We start from the raw sequence: 14,362 nt of genomic DNA on the forward strand, positions 1-14,362 counted from the left end.
GAAAAAAGGGGGTGGACCCGGCCTCAAGGGGAGAAAGGCCGGGTCCGGGGTGTCACGCTGCGTCAGATTCTTCGTCGGTCGCCGCTTCAAGCCGCGTCGACTAGCACCAGTTCGGCGTCCTCCAGCGCGATGATGGTCACGCTCGCCTGCTGGGTGATCGCGATGCCGTCGCGCGCGTTGGCTTCGATGCCCTCGACCCTCACCTTGCCTGTCGCGGGGACGAGGTAGAGGTGTCGCGAGGGATCGCGCGGGGTGTAGGTCACGCTCTCGCCCGCCTTCACCGTCGCGCCGAGCACCCGGGCATCGGTCCTGATCGGCAGCGCGCCTTCGCGCGCGTCGTCGTCATTCGCCGCATTGCTGGCGAGCGGGACGAAGCGGCCCGAACGGTCGCCCTTGGGGAACTGGCGCGCGCCCCAGCCAGGTTCGCCCCCTCGCTCGTCGGGGATGATCCAGATCTGGAACAGCGTGGTGGCTTCGTCTTCGAGATTGAATTCGGAATGCTGCACGCCGTTGCCCGCGCTCATCACCTGAACGTCGCCCGCTTCGGTGCGGCCGGTGTTGCCCATGCTGTCACGATGGGTGATCGCGCCGGTGCGGACATAGGTGATGATCTCCATGTCGCTGTGCGGATGGGTCGGAAAGCCGCTCTTGGGCGCGATGATATCGTCGTTCCACACGCGCAGCGCGCCCCAGTTGACCCGCGCCGGATCGTGGTAACCGGCGAAGGAGAAGTGGTGGTGCGCGTCGAGCCAGCCGTGGTTGGCGGCACCAAGGGTGTCGAAGGGTCTCAGTTCGATCATGGCAATTCTCCTGCTGGAGGGACTGTGTGGGGCGGAGATAAGCCTTGTTCACCCGCCTGATAACTGCGATAAAACGTTGCAAGATGTTCAGAAAATCAGAACAATGAAGATCGGTGATCCCACGCTCGACCAATTGCGCATCTTCCTTGCTGTGGTCGAGGAAGGCAGCTTTGGTGGTGCGGCGCGGCGGATGGGGCGCGCGGTCTCGGCAATCAGTTACGGCATGGCGCAGATGGAAGCCCAGCTCGGGGTGACGCTGTTCGCGCGTGAGGGTTCGCGCAAGCCCGAGCTGACTGCGGCGGGCAAGGGTCTGCTGGTCGAGGCGCGCACGGTCGCGGATGCGGTCGACGCGCTGATCGCCAAGACGCGCAATCTCCATGCAGGGTTGGAGAGCGACCTTTCGCTTGTCGTCGACGTGATGGTGCCCGGCGAAGTGACCGCGCAGGTGCTGCGCGCCTTCAGAGCCATGTTTCCCACTGTCGCCCTGCGGCTCAATGTCGAGGCGCTGGGCGCGGTCGCCGCCTGCCTGCTCGACAGCGAGGCGCAGCTGGCGATCGGCGGGCCGGTGCTGGGCGACCATGCGGAACTGGAGCGACAGGCGATCGGCGCGGTCGAGCTGGTGCCGGTCGCCGCGCCCGGCCATCCGCTGGCGCGCGCCGGGATCGAACCGGGTGAAAGCCGCAGGCACCTGCAACTGGTCTTGTCCGACCGCTCACCATTGACCGAGGGGCGCGAATTCTCCGTCCTCAGCCCGCGAAGCTGGCGGCTGGCGGACTTGGGCGCAAAGCATTCCTTGCTGAAGGAAGGCATCGGCTGGGGCAACATGCCGCGCCATATGGTCAGCGCCGACCTCACAAGCGGAACGCTGGTGGAACTCGATCTGCCGGAAAAGCCGGGGGCGGATTACACCCTCAGCGCGCTGTGGCGCCGCGATGCGCGCCCCGGCCCTGCGGCGAGCTGGCTGATCGACAGTTTCCGCGATCGGCTGGGCGACTGCACGGGCGTCGAACTTTCGGTGCGGGCGACAGGCTAGGGCGCGAAGATCACAGGCGCATCGCCCGATTTCCAAGGCACAAACTTGGACATCACCGCCGCGAACAGCGCCGACTCCAAGTGCCGTTCGAGCCACGCCTGGAGGTGCGGGATCGGCTGCGCGTCGAACCAGTCGCGATCGGCATTGGCGAACTGGCGGATGAAGGGGAACAGCGCGATATCGGCCATGGTCCGCCGTTCGCCCAACAGGTGTTCCCGCTCGACCAAACGGAAATTCAGGTCACTGAGGATCGCGAGGCCTTCTCCGCGATGGTCGGTGCGCACATTGTCCGGCTCGTCCGCATATCGGCTCGGATATTTGTAGCGGTCGAGGTGATGCTTGAACGGGCCATCGGCCAGATCGATCAGCCCTGCATGGTCGCCCGCCAGCCAGTCTTCGGGATCGTTTCGTGCCAGCGCCCAGCGCATGATCGCGATACTCTCATCGATCACTTCACCGTCCGGCAGCAGCAGCACCGGGACCGTGCCCTTGGGCGAGGCCTCGAGCATGGCCGGCGGCTTGTCCCCCAGCTTCACTTCGCGCAGCTCGCAGGCCGTGCCGCTGATCCACAGCGCCATCCGCGCGCGCATCGCATAGGGGCAGCGGCGGAAGCTGTAGAGGATCGGGAGATCCGTCATCGAGTTGGCGCTTGCCTACGAGCACGCTCGACTGGCTCCTCCCCTTTGAGGGGGAGGTTGGGAGGGGGCTTGCCACGCTGATGGAACGGTACCCCCACCCCTGGCCCCTCCCCATGGGGAGAGGAGAATTCTTTCGAAAAATGCGGTGCGGTTGCCATCACTTCCGCTTTGGCCGGTGCGCGCCGACATGGTCCGCGCCGCGCCGCCGCGCGAGTTCGGCCTGCTTCTGTCGCTCGGCATAGCGGTTGCGCTGCCCTTCGCTCTTTTCGGCGATGCAGTGCGGGCAACTGATGCCCTCGACAAACTCCGGTGTCGCCTTGTCCGCTTCGCTGACCGGTCGGCGGCAGGCGCGGCACAGGCCGTGGGTGCCGATCTCCAATCCGTGGCCGACCGCAACCCGCTCGTCGAACACGAAGCACTCGCCGTCCCATCGGCTCTCGGATTCAGGGACTTGCTCTAGATACTTCAGAATTCCGCCCTTGAGGTGATAGACCTCCTCGACGCCTTCGGACCGCAGGAAGCTGGTCGATTTCTCGCATCGGATTCCGCCGGTGCAGAACATCGCGACCTTTGTCTTGCCCGCCAGCAGTTCCTCGCGGTGCTCGCGGAACCACTGCGGAAACTCGCCGAAGCTGGCGGTGCGCGGATCGATCGCGCCGCGGAAGGTGCCGATGGCGACCTCGTAATCGTTGCGGGTGTCAATCACCAGCGTGTCCGGATCGGAAATCAGCGCGTTCCAATCATGCGGATCGACATAGCGCCCAACGCTGTGGAGCGGGTCGATATCGGGCTGCCCCATTGTCACGATCTCGCGCTTCAGCCGCACCTTGAGCCGGTTGAACGGCATGGCCTTGGCGTGGCTGAACTTGACGTCGAGATCGGCGCACCCCGGCAACGCGCGGATATGGCTGACGACGCGCGCAATCGCGTTCTCGCTCCCCGCGATGGTGCCGTTGATGCCTTCCTTCGCCAGCAGCAGCGTTCCGAGTACACCCACTTCCTCGCCCAGTGCGAACAGCGGGTCGCGCAAGGCGCCGGGGTCCTCGAACCGCGTGAACTGGTACAGTGCCGCGACGGTTATCGCGGATGATTTGTCAGCCGCAGGCATAGGCCGCGCTGAGGGTGACCTGCATCTTGCCTTTTGGTGTATAGCCCATGGCGTTGAGCTTCGGTTCTTCGACCTCGCGCGGCTTGCCCTTGTCACCGCAGGCCGCCACCGCTGCCTCTTCGAGCGCTTTGCCGCCCTTCTCGAACGCATCTTCGGGATCGTCGATCTCGACGGTGGCGGAAATCCACACCGTTCCGTCCTCGCGCCATTTGGTTTCGACGTTTGCGCCTGCCAGCAACAGGGGCAGGGCGGCGGACAGTCCGAAAATCATGCTCATGGTCAAACCCTCATCACCCAGCCATGCGTATCTGCAACCGTACCAGTCTGGATACTAACCAGCTTCTCGCGAATCTTGCTGGTGATCTGACCCGGACCGCCGCTGCCGATGGTGAACTCGTAGTCCTCTGCCGTGACCTTGCCCACGGGGGTAACCACCGCAGCGGTGCCACAAGCCATGGTCTCGAGCAGCTTGCCGCTTTCCGCATCGGCGCGCCACTGGTCGATGCTGTAAGGCTCCTCGCGCACCGTAAGTCCTTCCTCGCGCAGCAGGGTGATCAGGCTGTCGCGGGTGATGCCTGGCAGGATGGTGCCGGTCAGCGGCGGGGTGACGACGCTGCCGTCGTCGAACACGAAGAACAGGTTCATGCCGCCCAGCTCCTCGATCCATTTCTTCTCTGCCGCATCGAGGAACAGCACCTGATCGTGCCCGCGCTCGAAGGCCTCGCGTGTGGGGACGAGGCTGGCGGCGTAGTTGCCGCCGCATTTCGCCGCACCGGTGCCGCCGGGGGCGGCGCGGGTGTAGTCGGAGACCCACAGGCTCACCGCCGGTGCGCCCGACTTGAAATAATTGCCCGCCGGGCTGGCGATGACGATGAATTTGTACTGCTTCGCCGGTCGCACGCCGAGGAACGCCTCGGTCGCGATCATGAAGGGGCGCAGGTAGAGCGAGCCGCCCTCGACGCTGGGAAACCACTCGCCGTCGACCGACAGTAGCTGGCGGATTGCCTCGACGAACAGCTCTTCCGGCACATGCGGCATGGCAAGCCGGTCTGCGCTCGCATTGAAGCGGCGTGCATTGGCATCGGGGCGGAACAGCGCGATCCCGCCGTCGGGCTGGCGATAGGCCTTCATCCCCTCGAAGATTTCCTGCGCGTAATGCAGCACCGCCGCCGCCGGATCGAGCGCGATCGGGCCGCGCGGACCGAGCGTCGCGCTGTGCCAGCCGCCTTTCGCCTCGTCATAATCGACCGTCACCATGTGATCGCTAAACAGCGTGCCGAAACCGGGGTTCTTGAGCGCTTCGGTGCGCGTGTCGGACGGCAGTGGGGCCGGGTGGGGGATGGTCGTGAATTCCATGGGGGGAGCGGTTAAATCGCGCGAGGGCGGAGAGCAAGCCCGGTTCTGGGTCGCGGCAGCCAGAGCGCTACCGCGCAACGCCCGGCAGGGCGCCCCTCGGAGGCCATCCCGCAGGAATGATCAGCCGCGAGAGAAGACCGGATGTGCGCGAATGAAAAGGGCGACCCTGCCCGTAACAGGATCGCCCTTTCATGGTCAGCGGCGGGAAGTGCCGCTCACGGTGCCTCTAACGATATCTGCTTACCGATAGTGCTCCGTGCGGAAACTTGCCGACCTCTCTGCTGAACCATGAGACATCGGATCACCTCCTTTCGCGCTTTTGAGCCAGGACCCTGCCGTTTCACCGGGGGCCAAGACCGCGTGTGCCGCTGATCTTGGGTGCAATCTGAGTCATCTGATTCGCGAAAACAAGCCTTGTAAAAAACTTTTCCCACGTCAGAATAGATTGCCGTTGCCGAAGCCCCGCGAGGGGCTTTTTTTGTTTCATGCATTCGCATCCGCGAACGCGATTTCCTCGCGACCGCGACCTGCCGGTCGCTTTGCTGCGGGCGGCCCCTTGGGCCTTTGGCTGCCGCGACTTTGACTCGAAAACACACCTTAGGCAGCGGCTTTTTCCGTTTCCGCAGAATTTTGGTCAGGCGAGCGACAATACCGCCTACCGGCAATCCTCGACTACGCGGGTGATTTCGGGCCATGCCGGCAGGTACAGCGTCTGCAGGCCCGCCGTCTCGACCGCGAACCGCCCTCTGCTGAAGGCTATCGCATCGAGCAGCGGATCGTAGGAGGTGAGTTCCACGCCCAGCCTTTGCGCGCCGCCGGTATCGGGGGTGGCCGAGACCAGCCGTTCGGCGGTCTCGGTGCGGACGCGCATCGGCACCGCGGCCGGTGCGCGTCCGGGGCGCGAAAGCTCGACCCGGCGTGTGGGCAGGTCGCAGCGTAGCGAGAATTCGACCATGTTCGCCGGAGAGACGAACTGGGCAAGGCTTCCGCTCGCTTCGCGGTCGAAGGTCCAGTCACCCGGCGTCTGCGGGGCATCGAGGAAATTGGCGTAGTCCGGCTCTTCGACCACCGGCGGCGGGGTGTAGATCTGGGTGGGGCGCGGCGTCGGCACGGTGTTTACCGGGGCGGGTTTGGGCGCGGGCGCGCAGCTTGCGGCGAGAAGCGGGGCGGATGCAGCCAGGAGGCGCAGGGCAATTCGGGCGGTCATACAGTGCTACAAACGTCGATCACGCGCCGAATATCCGGCGTGGCAGGAAAATCGAGCAATTTGTCGAGTGTCGGCCCGACCAGGGTGAAACTCGTGCCCGCAGCCGCCATCGAGCCGAGGATCGGCTGCTGCGGACTGACCTGCGCGGTCATCGTCGGCAGTTCGCTCGGCGCGGCGACCATCGGCAGGATGAAGCGCTGACCGCCGGCGATGATCGAGTATTCTTCGCCGGGTTGCACTGTGCCCGCCATCTCGACGATCACTTGCTTGTTGACCCGATCGCAGCGCAGCGTGAGGCGCGGCTCGCTGTCGGCCCCGGCAAAGGTCACCGCCGTGAGGATCCCCTCGTCCTTGAGCGACCAGGCACCCTGCGCGGTCTCTGCCTGCGGTGCTGCGGCGGCCGGTGCAGGTGTGGCGGCAACCTCTGTGGGTGCCTGCTCGCTTGCCTGCTGACCACAGGCGGCAAGTGGGAGTGCGGCGATGAGGAGCAGTCTTCGAGACATGGGAATCGGTCGGGCTCCGTTCAGCTGGGTTCTTGGCAAAAGGTGCCTCGCCCTTCTATCGGCCACACCATGCTGCGCAAGACACGTCTCGACCAATTGCTCGTCCAGCGCGGTCTTGCGGTGAGCCGTACCCGCGCGCAGGCGCTGGTGGCGGCAGGGCTCGTGTTCAGCGGTGAGACAAAGCTGGTGAAGCCGGGGCACGCCTTGCCGGAGGACGCGGAGCTGGAGGTCCGCGGCCGCGATCATCCGTGGGTCAGCCGGGGCGGGATCAAGCTGGCGCATGCGCTCGGTGCTTTCGGGCTCGACCCGGCGGGAGTGACCGCGATGGACGTCGGCAGCTCGACCGGCGGGTTTACCGACGTGCTGCTCACCCATGGCGCAGCGCATGTCATCGCGGTGGACAGCGGGACGCGGCAGCTCGCGGAAAAACTGCGGCGCGATGCGCGGGTGACTGTGCTGGAGCAGACCAATGCGCGGGTGCTGACCTGCGAGACGATCGGGCGGCGCTATAGCTGGGTGGTATGCGATGCTTCGTTCATCAGCCTTGCCAAGGTGCTGGAAGCGCCGGTGCGTCTGGCCGAGCCGAATTGCCGATTGGTCGCGCTGATCAAGCCGCAGTTCGAGGTCGGGCGAACGGATCTGGGCAAGGGCGGGGTGGTGCGCGACCCGGCACTCCATGCGAAGGTGTGCGGCGAGGTGCGCGGCTGGCTGGAGCGCGAAGGCTGGGATATCCAGGGAATCGTCGACAGCCCGATCACCGGACCCGAAGGGAATGTCGAATTCCTGATCTCGGCGCAGCGCGGGAACATTACAGCGTGAACCGTCTTCCCGCTAATGGACAAGCCGTTCGCCGCCATTGCGGCCCCGACGGTGCGTCGCCATGGTCGCATCTTCGCGAATCGGACCGGGAGAAGTCATGAACGTCCTCGCCTCCAAAGGGCAATTGCGCGCCAGTTTCATCCGCTGGGCGCTGTTCACCGTCCCGACCTGCGTGTTGCTCGGTTTCCTTGCCGGGCAGATGGGCGGCCCGGAAAGCGTGTGGTTTCAGAGCCTCGAAAAACCGGCGATCTTCCCCGATCCCAAATGGTTCGGGATTGTCTGGACAGTGCTCTACGCCATGATGGGCTTCGCGCTGGCGCTGGTTTGCGCGGCGTGGGGCGCGCGCGGGCGGACGCTGGCCATCGGGCTGTTCGTAGTGCAGTTCATCATCAACCTCAGCTGGACCCCGGTGTTTTTCGGCGCTTACCAGATGACCGGCGGGCTGGTCGTGCTCGGCACGCTGGCGGCGGCGCTGATCGCGACGATCGTGATGTTCTGGCGGGTGCGCACGCTCGCGGGGGCGCTGCTGCTGCCCTATTTGGCGTGGGTGTGCTTCGCTTCGGTGCTCAACTACCAGTTCCTCCAGCTCAACCCCGGTGCCGACGGGGTCGAGCCGACCCAGCAGGTCCAGCGGATCGAGTTTTGAGCGCCTGTTTTTGCGCACGCCATCCGGCGTGCGATTTCCTCGCTCCCGCGACCTGAAGGTCGCTTCGCTGCGGGCGGCCCGTCGGGCCTATGGCTGCCGCGACCAAGTGGAACTCCCGGAGCCGTCCCTTGAGGCTGGACAAAAGCCGCATCCCGCCCCACTTGAGCGGTATGCAAAGCCAGAACCCATTGATCGCCGACTTCGTCAAACTCGCCAACAGCGCGGCGGGCACCTTTGCCGGGATGACCCGCGAAGCCCGCGAAGGCGCGCGCGAACGGGTGAAGGAAGCGATGGGCGGAATGGACTTCGTCAGCCGCGAAGAGTTCGACGCGGTGAAAGCCATGGCCAGCAAGGCGCGGGAAGAGAACGAAAAGCTGGCTGAACGGCTGGCTGCGCTTGAGGCGAAACTCGCGGATTCCTGAATGCGATACCAAATTGGAACCTGAAGCGCCGCTCCTGCATTCGAGCAGGGAAAGGCGGTGAGACATGTTCACCCAACTCCAGACACCCATGCCTCTGCATGTGCTCGGTCGCGGTAATGGCCTGGCGATAGCCGTCATCGATTATGGGCCGGAACATAACCTGATCTGGGTAACCGCGATCGATGCTACTGGCGAAATCTGGTGTGCGCCCAATCCGGAGGTCCGCATGCAGAAGAACTGGACCTTGGGTCGCGGCGAAAGTCTGGCCGTCAAGGCATCGAAGCGGGAACTCGCCGGCTGACTTTGCAGCGCGGGCACTTGCGCTATGCTAGTGCCAGATGAACCTGCGCTCCCCCGCCATCCTCGTTTCCGCGCGCCCGCATGGCGAGACGGCGGTGATTGCCCGCCTCTTGACCGAGGAACATGGACTGGTTGCGGGATATGTCGCGGGCGGGCGCGGGCGCAATCTGCGCCCAGTGGTGATCCCGGGCAATCTGGTCGAAGTGGAACTCCGGTCCAAATCCGATAGCCAGTTACCCTTCGCGCGGCTCGAACTGGTGCAGAGCCGGGGGCCGTGGCTGGGCGAGCCGTTGCCTGCCATCGCCATCGGCTGGGCGACCGCGCTCACCGCCACTGTTTTGCCCGAGCGCAACGCCTATCCCTCGCTTTATGTCGCGCTGGGCGCTTTGCTCGACGCGGTGTGCAATGCCGGTTCGGCGCGCGAATGGCTGCGCGGGATGATCGCTTACGAGGCGCTGCTGTTGCGCGAGCTTGGGTATGGTGGCGCGGTGCCTGCTGCCGAAGCGGAGCTTGCGCCGCTGTTGGAAATCTTTGCCCTGCAGGGACCGCTGATCGAGCGCTACCTGCTTGCCGACCGCAAGGCCGATGTTATGGCCGCGCGCGGCAGACTGCGCGAGCGATTGGGGCGGATGGTATGAGAATTGCGGTTTTCCCGGGCGACGGGATCGGTGCCGAAGTGATTGCCGAGGCGCTGCGGGTGCTCGATGCGCTGCGCCTGCCCGGTGCAGTCTATCTCGCAGGCGATGTCGGCGCGATTGCCTACCAGCGGCACGGCCACCCGCTGCCGCAGGAAACGGTCGAGACCGCGCGCAATTGCGACGCGGTGCTGTTCGGCGCGGTGGGCGACCCGTCTTGCGATCACCTCGAGCGGCATCTCCGCCCCGAACAGGCGGTACTCGGACTGCGGGCGCAACTGGGCCTGTTCGCCAATCTGCGCCCCGCGACGATGTTCGCGGGGCTGGAAGACCTATCGGCGCTGAAGCCCGAAATCGCCCGGCAGATCGACCTGCTGATCGTGCGCGAATTGAACGGCGACGTCTATTTCGGCGACAAGGGCACCCGCACCCGCGACGACGGCCAGCGCGAGGGGTGGGACATGATGTCCTATTCCGAAGGTGAGGTACGGCGCATCGCCCACACCGCCTTCCTCGCAGCACAGGGACGCAAGGGGCGCTTGACCAGCGTCGACAAGGCCAATGTGCTCGAAACCAGCCAGCTGTGGCGCGATGCAGTGATCGAGGTCGCGGCGGAATATCCCGATGTCGCGCTCGATCACATGTATGTCGACAACGCGGCGATGCAGCTGGTGCGCAATCCGGGCCAGTTCGACGTGGTGGTGACCGGCAATCTGTTCGGCGACATATTGTCCGACCAGGCGAGCATGTGCGTTGGCTCGATCGGCCTGCTGGCGAGCGCATCTCTCGGCGAGCAGAAGACCGCGCACGGCACCTTCGGACTTTACGAGCCGATCCACGGCACCGCGCCGGATATCGCCGGGCAGGGCAGGGCGAACCCGATTGCGACGATCCTTTCGGCGGCGATGATGCTGCGGCACAGTTTCGGTCGAGAAAATGACGCGATGCGGATCGAAAGCGCGGTGGCGCAGACATTGGCCGACGGTGTCCACGGCGGCGATCTGGGCGGTTCGGCCTCGACCAAGGAAATCGGTGACGCGGTGATCGATCGTCTCTAAGGCGCGCGCGTGCTCCAGCTCGCCATTATCCTTCCCACGCTCGACGAACGCGATAACCTCGCGCCGCTGCTCGCGCGGATCGAAAGCGCGATGGGACCATCCGGGTGGGAAGTCCTGGTGGTCGACGACGATAGTGCAGATGGTACGGCAGACGAGGCGCGTCGGCTGGCTCTTGCCGACCCGCGCATCAGGGTGATCCACCGCATCGGGCGACGCGGGCTCGCTTCCGCCGCGATCGAGGGGATGTGCGCTACTGCTGCGCCCTATGTCGCAGTGATGGATGCCGACCACCAGCACGACCCGGCGCTATTGCCGCAGATGCTCGCGGCGGTGCAGGGGGGCGAGGCCGACATCGCAGTGGCGAGCCGGTTCGCTCCCGGCGGAAGCGCTGCAGGCCTGGCGAGCGAACGGCGCGAAAAGGCGTCGGGCCTTGCCAATCGGATCGCCCGCAAGATCACCGGAGTAGAGCTGACCGATCCGATGAGCGGCTATTTCCTGCTCGAGGCATCGCGGGCGCGGGCGCTCGCGCCGCGGCTTTCGGGTGTGGGGTTCAAGATCCTGCTCGATATCCTCGCCACCTCGCCCGAACCGCTGCGCGTGCGCGAACTGCCGCTGCAATTTGCCGAACGGCGCAGCGGGGCGAGCAAGCTCGACCGGGCGGTGGCGTTCGAATTCCTGATCGGGCTCTATGAGCGCACATTCGGGCGGCTGGTGCCGACGCGCTTTGCGCTGTTCGGTACCGTCGGCGCGCTGGGCGTCGGGGTACACATGGCGGTGCTGGCGATGCTGTTCCGCGGTATAGGAACCGCGTTCCTGCCCGCGCAGGCGGTCGCGACCTTTGCCGCGATGACCTTCAACTTCTGGCTCAATAACTGGCTGACCTACCGCGACCAGCGCCTGAAGGGTGCGGGCGCCCTCATCCGCGGCTGGATCGGCTTTTGTGCCACCTGCGCGGTCGGTGCGCTGGCGAATGTCGCGGTGGCAGGCTTCCTCAAAGGGGAGGGCGTGCATTGGGCGCTTGCCGCCTTGGGCGGGATCGTGATCGGCGCGGTATGGAACTATGCCCTGTCGAGCAAATTCGTCTGGGGCAGGTACTGAAGAATTCCTCCCCGATCGGGGAAGGATTACCGCCAGCCTTCGATCCACGCCCAGCTGGTGAAGGCCATCTCGCCCGCCAGCGGCCAGGCGCTCAGGATCGGGTAGAAATAGGCGAAGGTCAGCATCGATCCCCCGACCGCTGCAAGGGCGGTCAAGCGCCACCCGCGTTGCCAGAACTCGTCGAGCGCCAACGCCAGCGCGGCGAGCAGGAAACAGCTTGGCAGGAAGTAATGGTAGTAGAACTGGATCGGCTTGGCCGCGACGATCCACATTCCGAGGCCGACCGCGAACAGCAGGGCCACGGCGAGGGCATCCCACCGACGCTTGGCGATACCGGCCCAACCCGCCCATAGCATCGCGGGCAGGCCGAGCACCATGGTGAGTGGGTTCCCAAGCAACACCACACCGCGCTGTGCGCCATCGACTTTCTCGTAAAGATACCAGATCGCCCGCAAGTTGAGCAGCCAGTCGGGCCATTGGCTCTGGTAGGGATGCGGCTGCTTAACCGATTCCTGCAGTTCCAGCATGTGCCGGTGCAGTTCGATGAAACCACCGGGTTGTAGCGGATCTTGCGGTGCGAGATAGGCAGGCCAGTAGGTCAGCCAGTAGGCGATCAGCGGCAACGCGCCGAGCAGGAGCGCGGCTTCCCACAGGGCTACTCCGGGAACCGGCAAGCCCCTGCGGCTGGTCACCAGCCTGCGCCGACCGGCGCTCAGCCGCGCGAAGAAAAACGCCAGGCCGGGCAGCATGGCGAGCAACGCGACATTCCACTTCGTGCCCATGGCGAGGCCGAGCGCAACACCCGCCAGCGCGAGTCGCCATTTCCCTTTCTCCGGTTCACGCACCGCAGCGGCGTATTGCCACAGCGCGACGAGGAAAAAGGCCACCATGAAGCCGTCGAGCATGGCAATCCGCGCGTGGACAAAGAGGTGGAACCCTGTCGCCAGCAGCACCCCGAAGGTGAGCGAGGCAAAGCGCGAAAGGCTCGCGAACCACAGCGCGCGCATCCCGGCAAACAGCGCGAGGGCGCCGAACACCGCTGGGAACACCCGCCAGCCCCATGCTGTGTCGCCAAATAGCACGATGCCGAGCGCGATGAGCTGCTTGCCAAGCATCGGATGCTCGCGATTGGTCCAGGTCCAGTCGTCGAGCAGGCTTCGTGCGGCAGGCAGATAATGCACCTCGTCGAACATCGGAGTGCCCGGCGTCGCTATGCGCCACAGGCTGAGGACGAGAAATGTAAGCGTCAGGACGAGAGTCCAGCGAAGGGGATCAGAAGGAGTCTCGCCGGTGCCGGACATCGGATGCTGACTACCCATCAGGCGGGATTGCGGCAAGGCGGATTGCAAGCGCGACAGATTACGCCCTGCTTCAACCGATCTGCGATCCGGGCACCGCTAAACCGTCGCATTTGAACAATAAATATGGCGGAACGAGGATACACCACCCCGCCTGTCCGTTGAACCATCGAACCACCCGGAGTTACGACGATGCTAAGAGCCGCCTTGTGCGCCGTTGCCGGCCATTCCATCGACCGCCACCGTGTGTGGCATGACGGAACCAGTTTCCGCACGCGCTGTCGGACATGCAGCCAGCCGATGATCCGTGACCGCAATGGATGGCGAAAGTTCGACTTCGGAATGGATGCGAACGAAAATCGCGGGACCCATCCGGTAACTGGCGAAGTCGCCTAGTCGGCCTGTGCTGCGGCGGCGCTCTGGCGCTCAAGCCAGAACAGCCGCGCGACCATTGCCAGCAGCGCAATGCTGGCGGTGAGACCGACGGCTATCACCCAAAAGGGCACATTCATTCCCGCCTGCCGCGCACGCGGGATGATGAACAACAACGCGATGCCGACCGAAATCAGCAGGTCGTACCACACCTGAACGCCCCACAGGTTCGACGCATGGTTGACGATCACCGGCATGACACCTTCGGTTGCCACCGTAACCGCAGTGAAGGCGGCAAATGCTCCGCTCAAGGCTGCAGCGATTGCGGCACTGCCCTTCGGCTCGCGTGCGAAAGCAAGGTAGAGGACTACCGGGCCGATCACGGCAACCCCGGCAAGGAAAAGGATCATGAAGGGCGACATGGCAAACTCCTACGCGAATCAAATGTAGCAAGTGCTACACTTGTAGCTTTATGTAGCAGGCGCTACAATAGCCTATGAGCGGTAAACTCTCGCGCGAAACGCTGGTGCCTTTGCTCGCGGCACATGTGCTCGAGCATGGGCTGAATCACGCGAGCTTGCGCCCGCTGGCCAAGGCGGCCGGAACCAGCGACCGGATGCTGATCTACCATTTCGGCAGCAAGGATGGGCTGGTGGCCGCGCTGCTCGAATATCTCGCCGAAATGTTTGCCGCTGCGCTCGACACCGCCTTTCCCGCCGGTCGCGTGGCTTCGCGCCGCGATTGCATCGAGCAGGTGCTGGCGATCACCGCGCAACCCGCATTTCAGCCGTTCTTCCGCCTGTGGTGGGATATCGTGGCGGGATGCGCGGCGGGTAACCGCGCCTATCTCGATGCGGCGGGCGCGATCATGGACCTGCTGCTCGGCTGGATCGAGGCGCATTTGCCCGCAGACGATCCCGACCCCGCCGCCGCCGCGCGGCTCGTGCTGACCCAGATCGAAGGCGCGCAGATGCTTCAGGCGGTGGGGCGAGGCGACATTCCCCAAGCCGGGCTTTCCGCGCTGCAAAGCTAGCCCTGCTTGTCGCGCCGGGCGTGCCCGCCTAAGCGT

General features: G+C 65.0%; 18 protein-coding genes. 9 read left to right on the plus strand and 9 right to left on the minus strand.

Features of this window, described 5'->3' with window-relative positions; translation table 11 throughout:
- Positions 1 to 86: 86 nt before the first annotated feature.
- Positions 87 to 800, minus strand: a complete 714-nt coding sequence (locus NSO95_RS05460) for a pirin family protein (protein WP_257595152.1) — start codon at positions 798 to 800, stop codon at positions 87 to 89.
- Positions 801 to 903: 103 nt separating this feature from the next.
- Here NSO95_RS05460 and NSO95_RS05465 point away from each other — a divergent pair, with 103 nt between their 5' ends.
- Positions 904 to 1,833 (plus strand): LysR family transcriptional regulator, encoded by a 930-nt coding sequence (locus tag NSO95_RS05465; RefSeq protein ID WP_257595153.1) that lies wholly within the window; start codon positions 904 to 906, stop codon positions 1,831 to 1,833.
- Here NSO95_RS05465 and NSO95_RS05470 read toward each other — a convergent pair.
- From NSO95_RS05470 to NSO95_RS05495, 6 genes are all read right to left on the minus strand, one after another.
- Positions 1,830 to 2,471, minus strand: coding sequence for a glutathione S-transferase (locus tag NSO95_RS05470; RefSeq protein ID WP_257595154.1), 642 nt, complete (start codon positions 2,469 to 2,471; stop codon positions 1,830 to 1,832). The two genes, NSO95_RS05465 and NSO95_RS05470, sit on opposite strands and share 4 nt — an antisense overlap.
- A gap of 157 nt (positions 2,472 to 2,628) precedes the next feature.
- Positions 2,629 to 3,579 carry an oxygen-dependent tRNA uridine(34) hydroxylase TrhO gene (gene trhO / locus NSO95_RS05475; protein WP_257595155.1) on the minus strand — a complete coding sequence of 317 codons (951 nt, stop codon included), beginning with the start codon at positions 3,577 to 3,579 and terminating at the stop codon, positions 2,629 to 2,631.
- Positions 3,566 to 3,856, minus strand: coding sequence for a hypothetical protein (locus NSO95_RS05480; RefSeq protein WP_257595156.1), 291 nt, complete (start codon positions 3,854 to 3,856; stop codon positions 3,566 to 3,568). The genes trhO and NSO95_RS05480 overlap by 14 nt, the downstream gene beginning before the upstream one ends.
- Before the next feature lie 2 nt (positions 3,857 to 3,858).
- Complete coding sequence (locus NSO95_RS05485; RefSeq protein ID WP_257595157.1) at positions 3,859 to 4,935, minus strand: branched-chain amino acid aminotransferase; 1,077 nt, start codon at positions 4,933 to 4,935, stop codon at positions 3,859 to 3,861.
- 655 nt (positions 4,936 to 5,590) lie between these two features.
- A complete protein-coding gene (locus NSO95_RS05490) occupies positions 5,591 to 6,142 on the minus strand; it encodes a hypothetical protein (protein ID WP_257595158.1) in 552 nt (183 codons plus the stop codon).
- Positions 6,139 to 6,645, minus strand: coding sequence for a hypothetical protein (locus NSO95_RS05495; RefSeq protein WP_257595159.1), 507 nt, complete (start codon positions 6,643 to 6,645; stop codon positions 6,139 to 6,141). The genes NSO95_RS05490 and NSO95_RS05495 overlap by 4 nt, the downstream gene beginning before the upstream one ends.
- A 69-nt stretch (positions 6,646 to 6,714) precedes the next feature.
- On the opposite strand from NSO95_RS05495, the gene NSO95_RS05500 reads away from it, so the two are divergent.
- From NSO95_RS05500 to NSO95_RS05530, 7 genes are all read left to right on the plus strand, one after another.
- Positions 6,715 to 7,464, plus strand: coding sequence for a TlyA family RNA methyltransferase (locus NSO95_RS05500; RefSeq protein WP_257595160.1), 750 nt, complete (start codon positions 6,715 to 6,717; stop codon positions 7,462 to 7,464).
- 97 nt (positions 7,465 to 7,561) lie between these two features.
- Entirely contained in the window at positions 7,562 to 8,110 is a 549-nt protein-coding gene (locus NSO95_RS05505) for a TspO/MBR family protein (protein WP_257595161.1), read from the plus strand.
- 170 nt (positions 8,111 to 8,280) lie between these two features.
- A complete protein-coding gene (locus tag NSO95_RS05510; protein WP_257595162.1) occupies positions 8,281 to 8,532 on the plus strand; it encodes an accessory factor UbiK family protein in 252 nt (83 codons plus the stop codon).
- 64 nt (positions 8,533 to 8,596) lie between these two features.
- A complete protein-coding gene (locus NSO95_RS05515; RefSeq protein WP_257595163.1) occupies positions 8,597 to 8,833 on the plus strand; it encodes a hypothetical protein in 237 nt (78 codons plus the stop codon).
- Positions 8,834 to 8,870: 37 nt separating this feature from the next.
- The gene (gene recO, locus NSO95_RS05520) at positions 8,871 to 9,470 is read left to right on the plus strand and encodes a DNA repair protein RecO (protein ID WP_257595164.1); all 600 of its coding nucleotides are present in this window, start codon (positions 8,871 to 8,873) and stop codon (positions 9,468 to 9,470) included.
- The gene (leuB, locus tag NSO95_RS05525) at positions 9,467 to 10,525 is read left to right on the plus strand and encodes a 3-isopropylmalate dehydrogenase (RefSeq protein WP_257595165.1); all 1,059 of its coding nucleotides are present in this window, start codon (positions 9,467 to 9,469) and stop codon (positions 10,523 to 10,525) included. The genes recO and leuB overlap by 4 nt, the downstream gene beginning before the upstream one ends.
- 9 nt (positions 10,526 to 10,534) lie before the next feature.
- A complete protein-coding gene (locus NSO95_RS05530; protein ID WP_257595166.1) occupies positions 10,535 to 11,623 on the plus strand; it encodes a glycosyltransferase in 1,089 nt (362 codons plus the stop codon).
- Between the two features lie 26 nt (positions 11,624 to 11,649).
- Here NSO95_RS05530 and NSO95_RS05535 read toward each other — a convergent pair whose 3' ends face one another.
- Complete coding sequence (locus tag NSO95_RS05535; protein ID WP_257595167.1) at positions 11,650 to 12,942, minus strand: phospholipid carrier-dependent glycosyltransferase; 1,293 nt, start codon at positions 12,940 to 12,942, stop codon at positions 11,650 to 11,652.
- Between the two features lie 371 nt (positions 12,943 to 13,313).
- Positions 13,314 to 13,703, minus strand: coding sequence for a hypothetical protein (locus tag NSO95_RS05540; RefSeq protein WP_257595168.1), 390 nt, complete (start codon positions 13,701 to 13,703; stop codon positions 13,314 to 13,316).
- An 86-nt stretch (positions 13,704 to 13,789) separates the two neighbouring features.
- Between NSO95_RS05540 and NSO95_RS05545 the strand changes: the two genes are divergently transcribed.
- Positions 13,790 to 14,326, plus strand: coding sequence for a TetR/AcrR family transcriptional regulator (locus NSO95_RS05545; RefSeq protein WP_257595169.1), 537 nt, complete (start codon positions 13,790 to 13,792; stop codon positions 14,324 to 14,326).
- Positions 14,327 to 14,362 lie beyond the last annotated feature (36 nt).

Source organism: Parerythrobacter lacustris (assembly GCF_024626475.1).
Taxonomy (GTDB): domain Bacteria; phylum Pseudomonadota; class Alphaproteobacteria; order Sphingomonadales; family Sphingomonadaceae; genus Parerythrobacter_A; species Parerythrobacter_A lacustris.

Bases quoted from the DNA above. Each gene is read 5' to 3' on its own strand.
- NSO95_RS05460 (WP_257595152.1), bottom strand. From the start codon at position 800: ATGATCGAACTGAGACCCTTCGACACCCTTGGTGCCGCCAACCACGGC.
- NSO95_RS05465 (WP_257595153.1), top strand. From the start codon at position 904: ATGAAGATCGGTGATCCCACGCTCGACCAATTGCGCATCTTCCTTGCT.
- NSO95_RS05470 (WP_257595154.1), bottom strand. From the start codon at position 2,471: ATGACGGATCTCCCGATCCTCTACAGCTTCCGCCGCTGCCCCTATGCG.
- trhO (WP_257595155.1), bottom strand. From the start codon at position 3,579: ATGCCTGCGGCTGACAAATCATCCGCGATAACCGTCGCGGCACTGTAC.
- NSO95_RS05480 (WP_257595156.1), bottom strand. From the start codon at position 3,856: ATGAGCATGATTTTCGGACTGTCCGCCGCCCTGCCCCTGTTGCTGGCA.
- NSO95_RS05485 (WP_257595157.1), bottom strand. From the start codon at position 4,935: ATGGAATTCACGACCATCCCCCACCCGGCCCCACTGCCGTCCGACACG.
- NSO95_RS05490 (WP_257595158.1), bottom strand. From the start codon at position 6,142: ATGACCGCCCGAATTGCCCTGCGCCTCCTGGCTGCATCCGCCCCGCTT.
- NSO95_RS05495 (WP_257595159.1), bottom strand. From the start codon at position 6,645: ATGTCTCGAAGACTGCTCCTCATCGCCGCACTCCCACTTGCCGCCTGT.
- NSO95_RS05500 (WP_257595160.1), top strand. From the start codon at position 6,715: ATGCTGCGCAAGACACGTCTCGACCAATTGCTCGTCCAGCGCGGTCTT.
- NSO95_RS05505 (WP_257595161.1), top strand. From the start codon at position 7,562: ATGAACGTCCTCGCCTCCAAAGGGCAATTGCGCGCCAGTTTCATCCGC.
- NSO95_RS05510 (WP_257595162.1), top strand. From the start codon at position 8,281: ATGCAAAGCCAGAACCCATTGATCGCCGACTTCGTCAAACTCGCCAAC.
- NSO95_RS05515 (WP_257595163.1), top strand. From the start codon at position 8,597: ATGTTCACCCAACTCCAGACACCCATGCCTCTGCATGTGCTCGGTCGC.
- recO (WP_257595164.1), top strand. From the start codon at position 8,871: ATGAACCTGCGCTCCCCCGCCATCCTCGTTTCCGCGCGCCCGCATGGC.
- leuB (WP_257595165.1), top strand. From the start codon at position 9,467: ATGAGAATTGCGGTTTTCCCGGGCGACGGGATCGGTGCCGAAGTGATT.
- NSO95_RS05535 (WP_257595167.1), bottom strand. From the start codon at position 12,942: ATGGGTAGTCAGCATCCGATGTCCGGCACCGGCGAGACTCCTTCTGAT.
- NSO95_RS05540 (WP_257595168.1), bottom strand. From the start codon at position 13,703: ATGATCCTTTTCCTTGCCGGGGTTGCCGTGATCGGCCCGGTAGTCCTC.
- NSO95_RS05545 (WP_257595169.1), top strand. From the start codon at position 13,790: ATGAGCGGTAAACTCTCGCGCGAAACGCTGGTGCCTTTGCTCGCGGCA.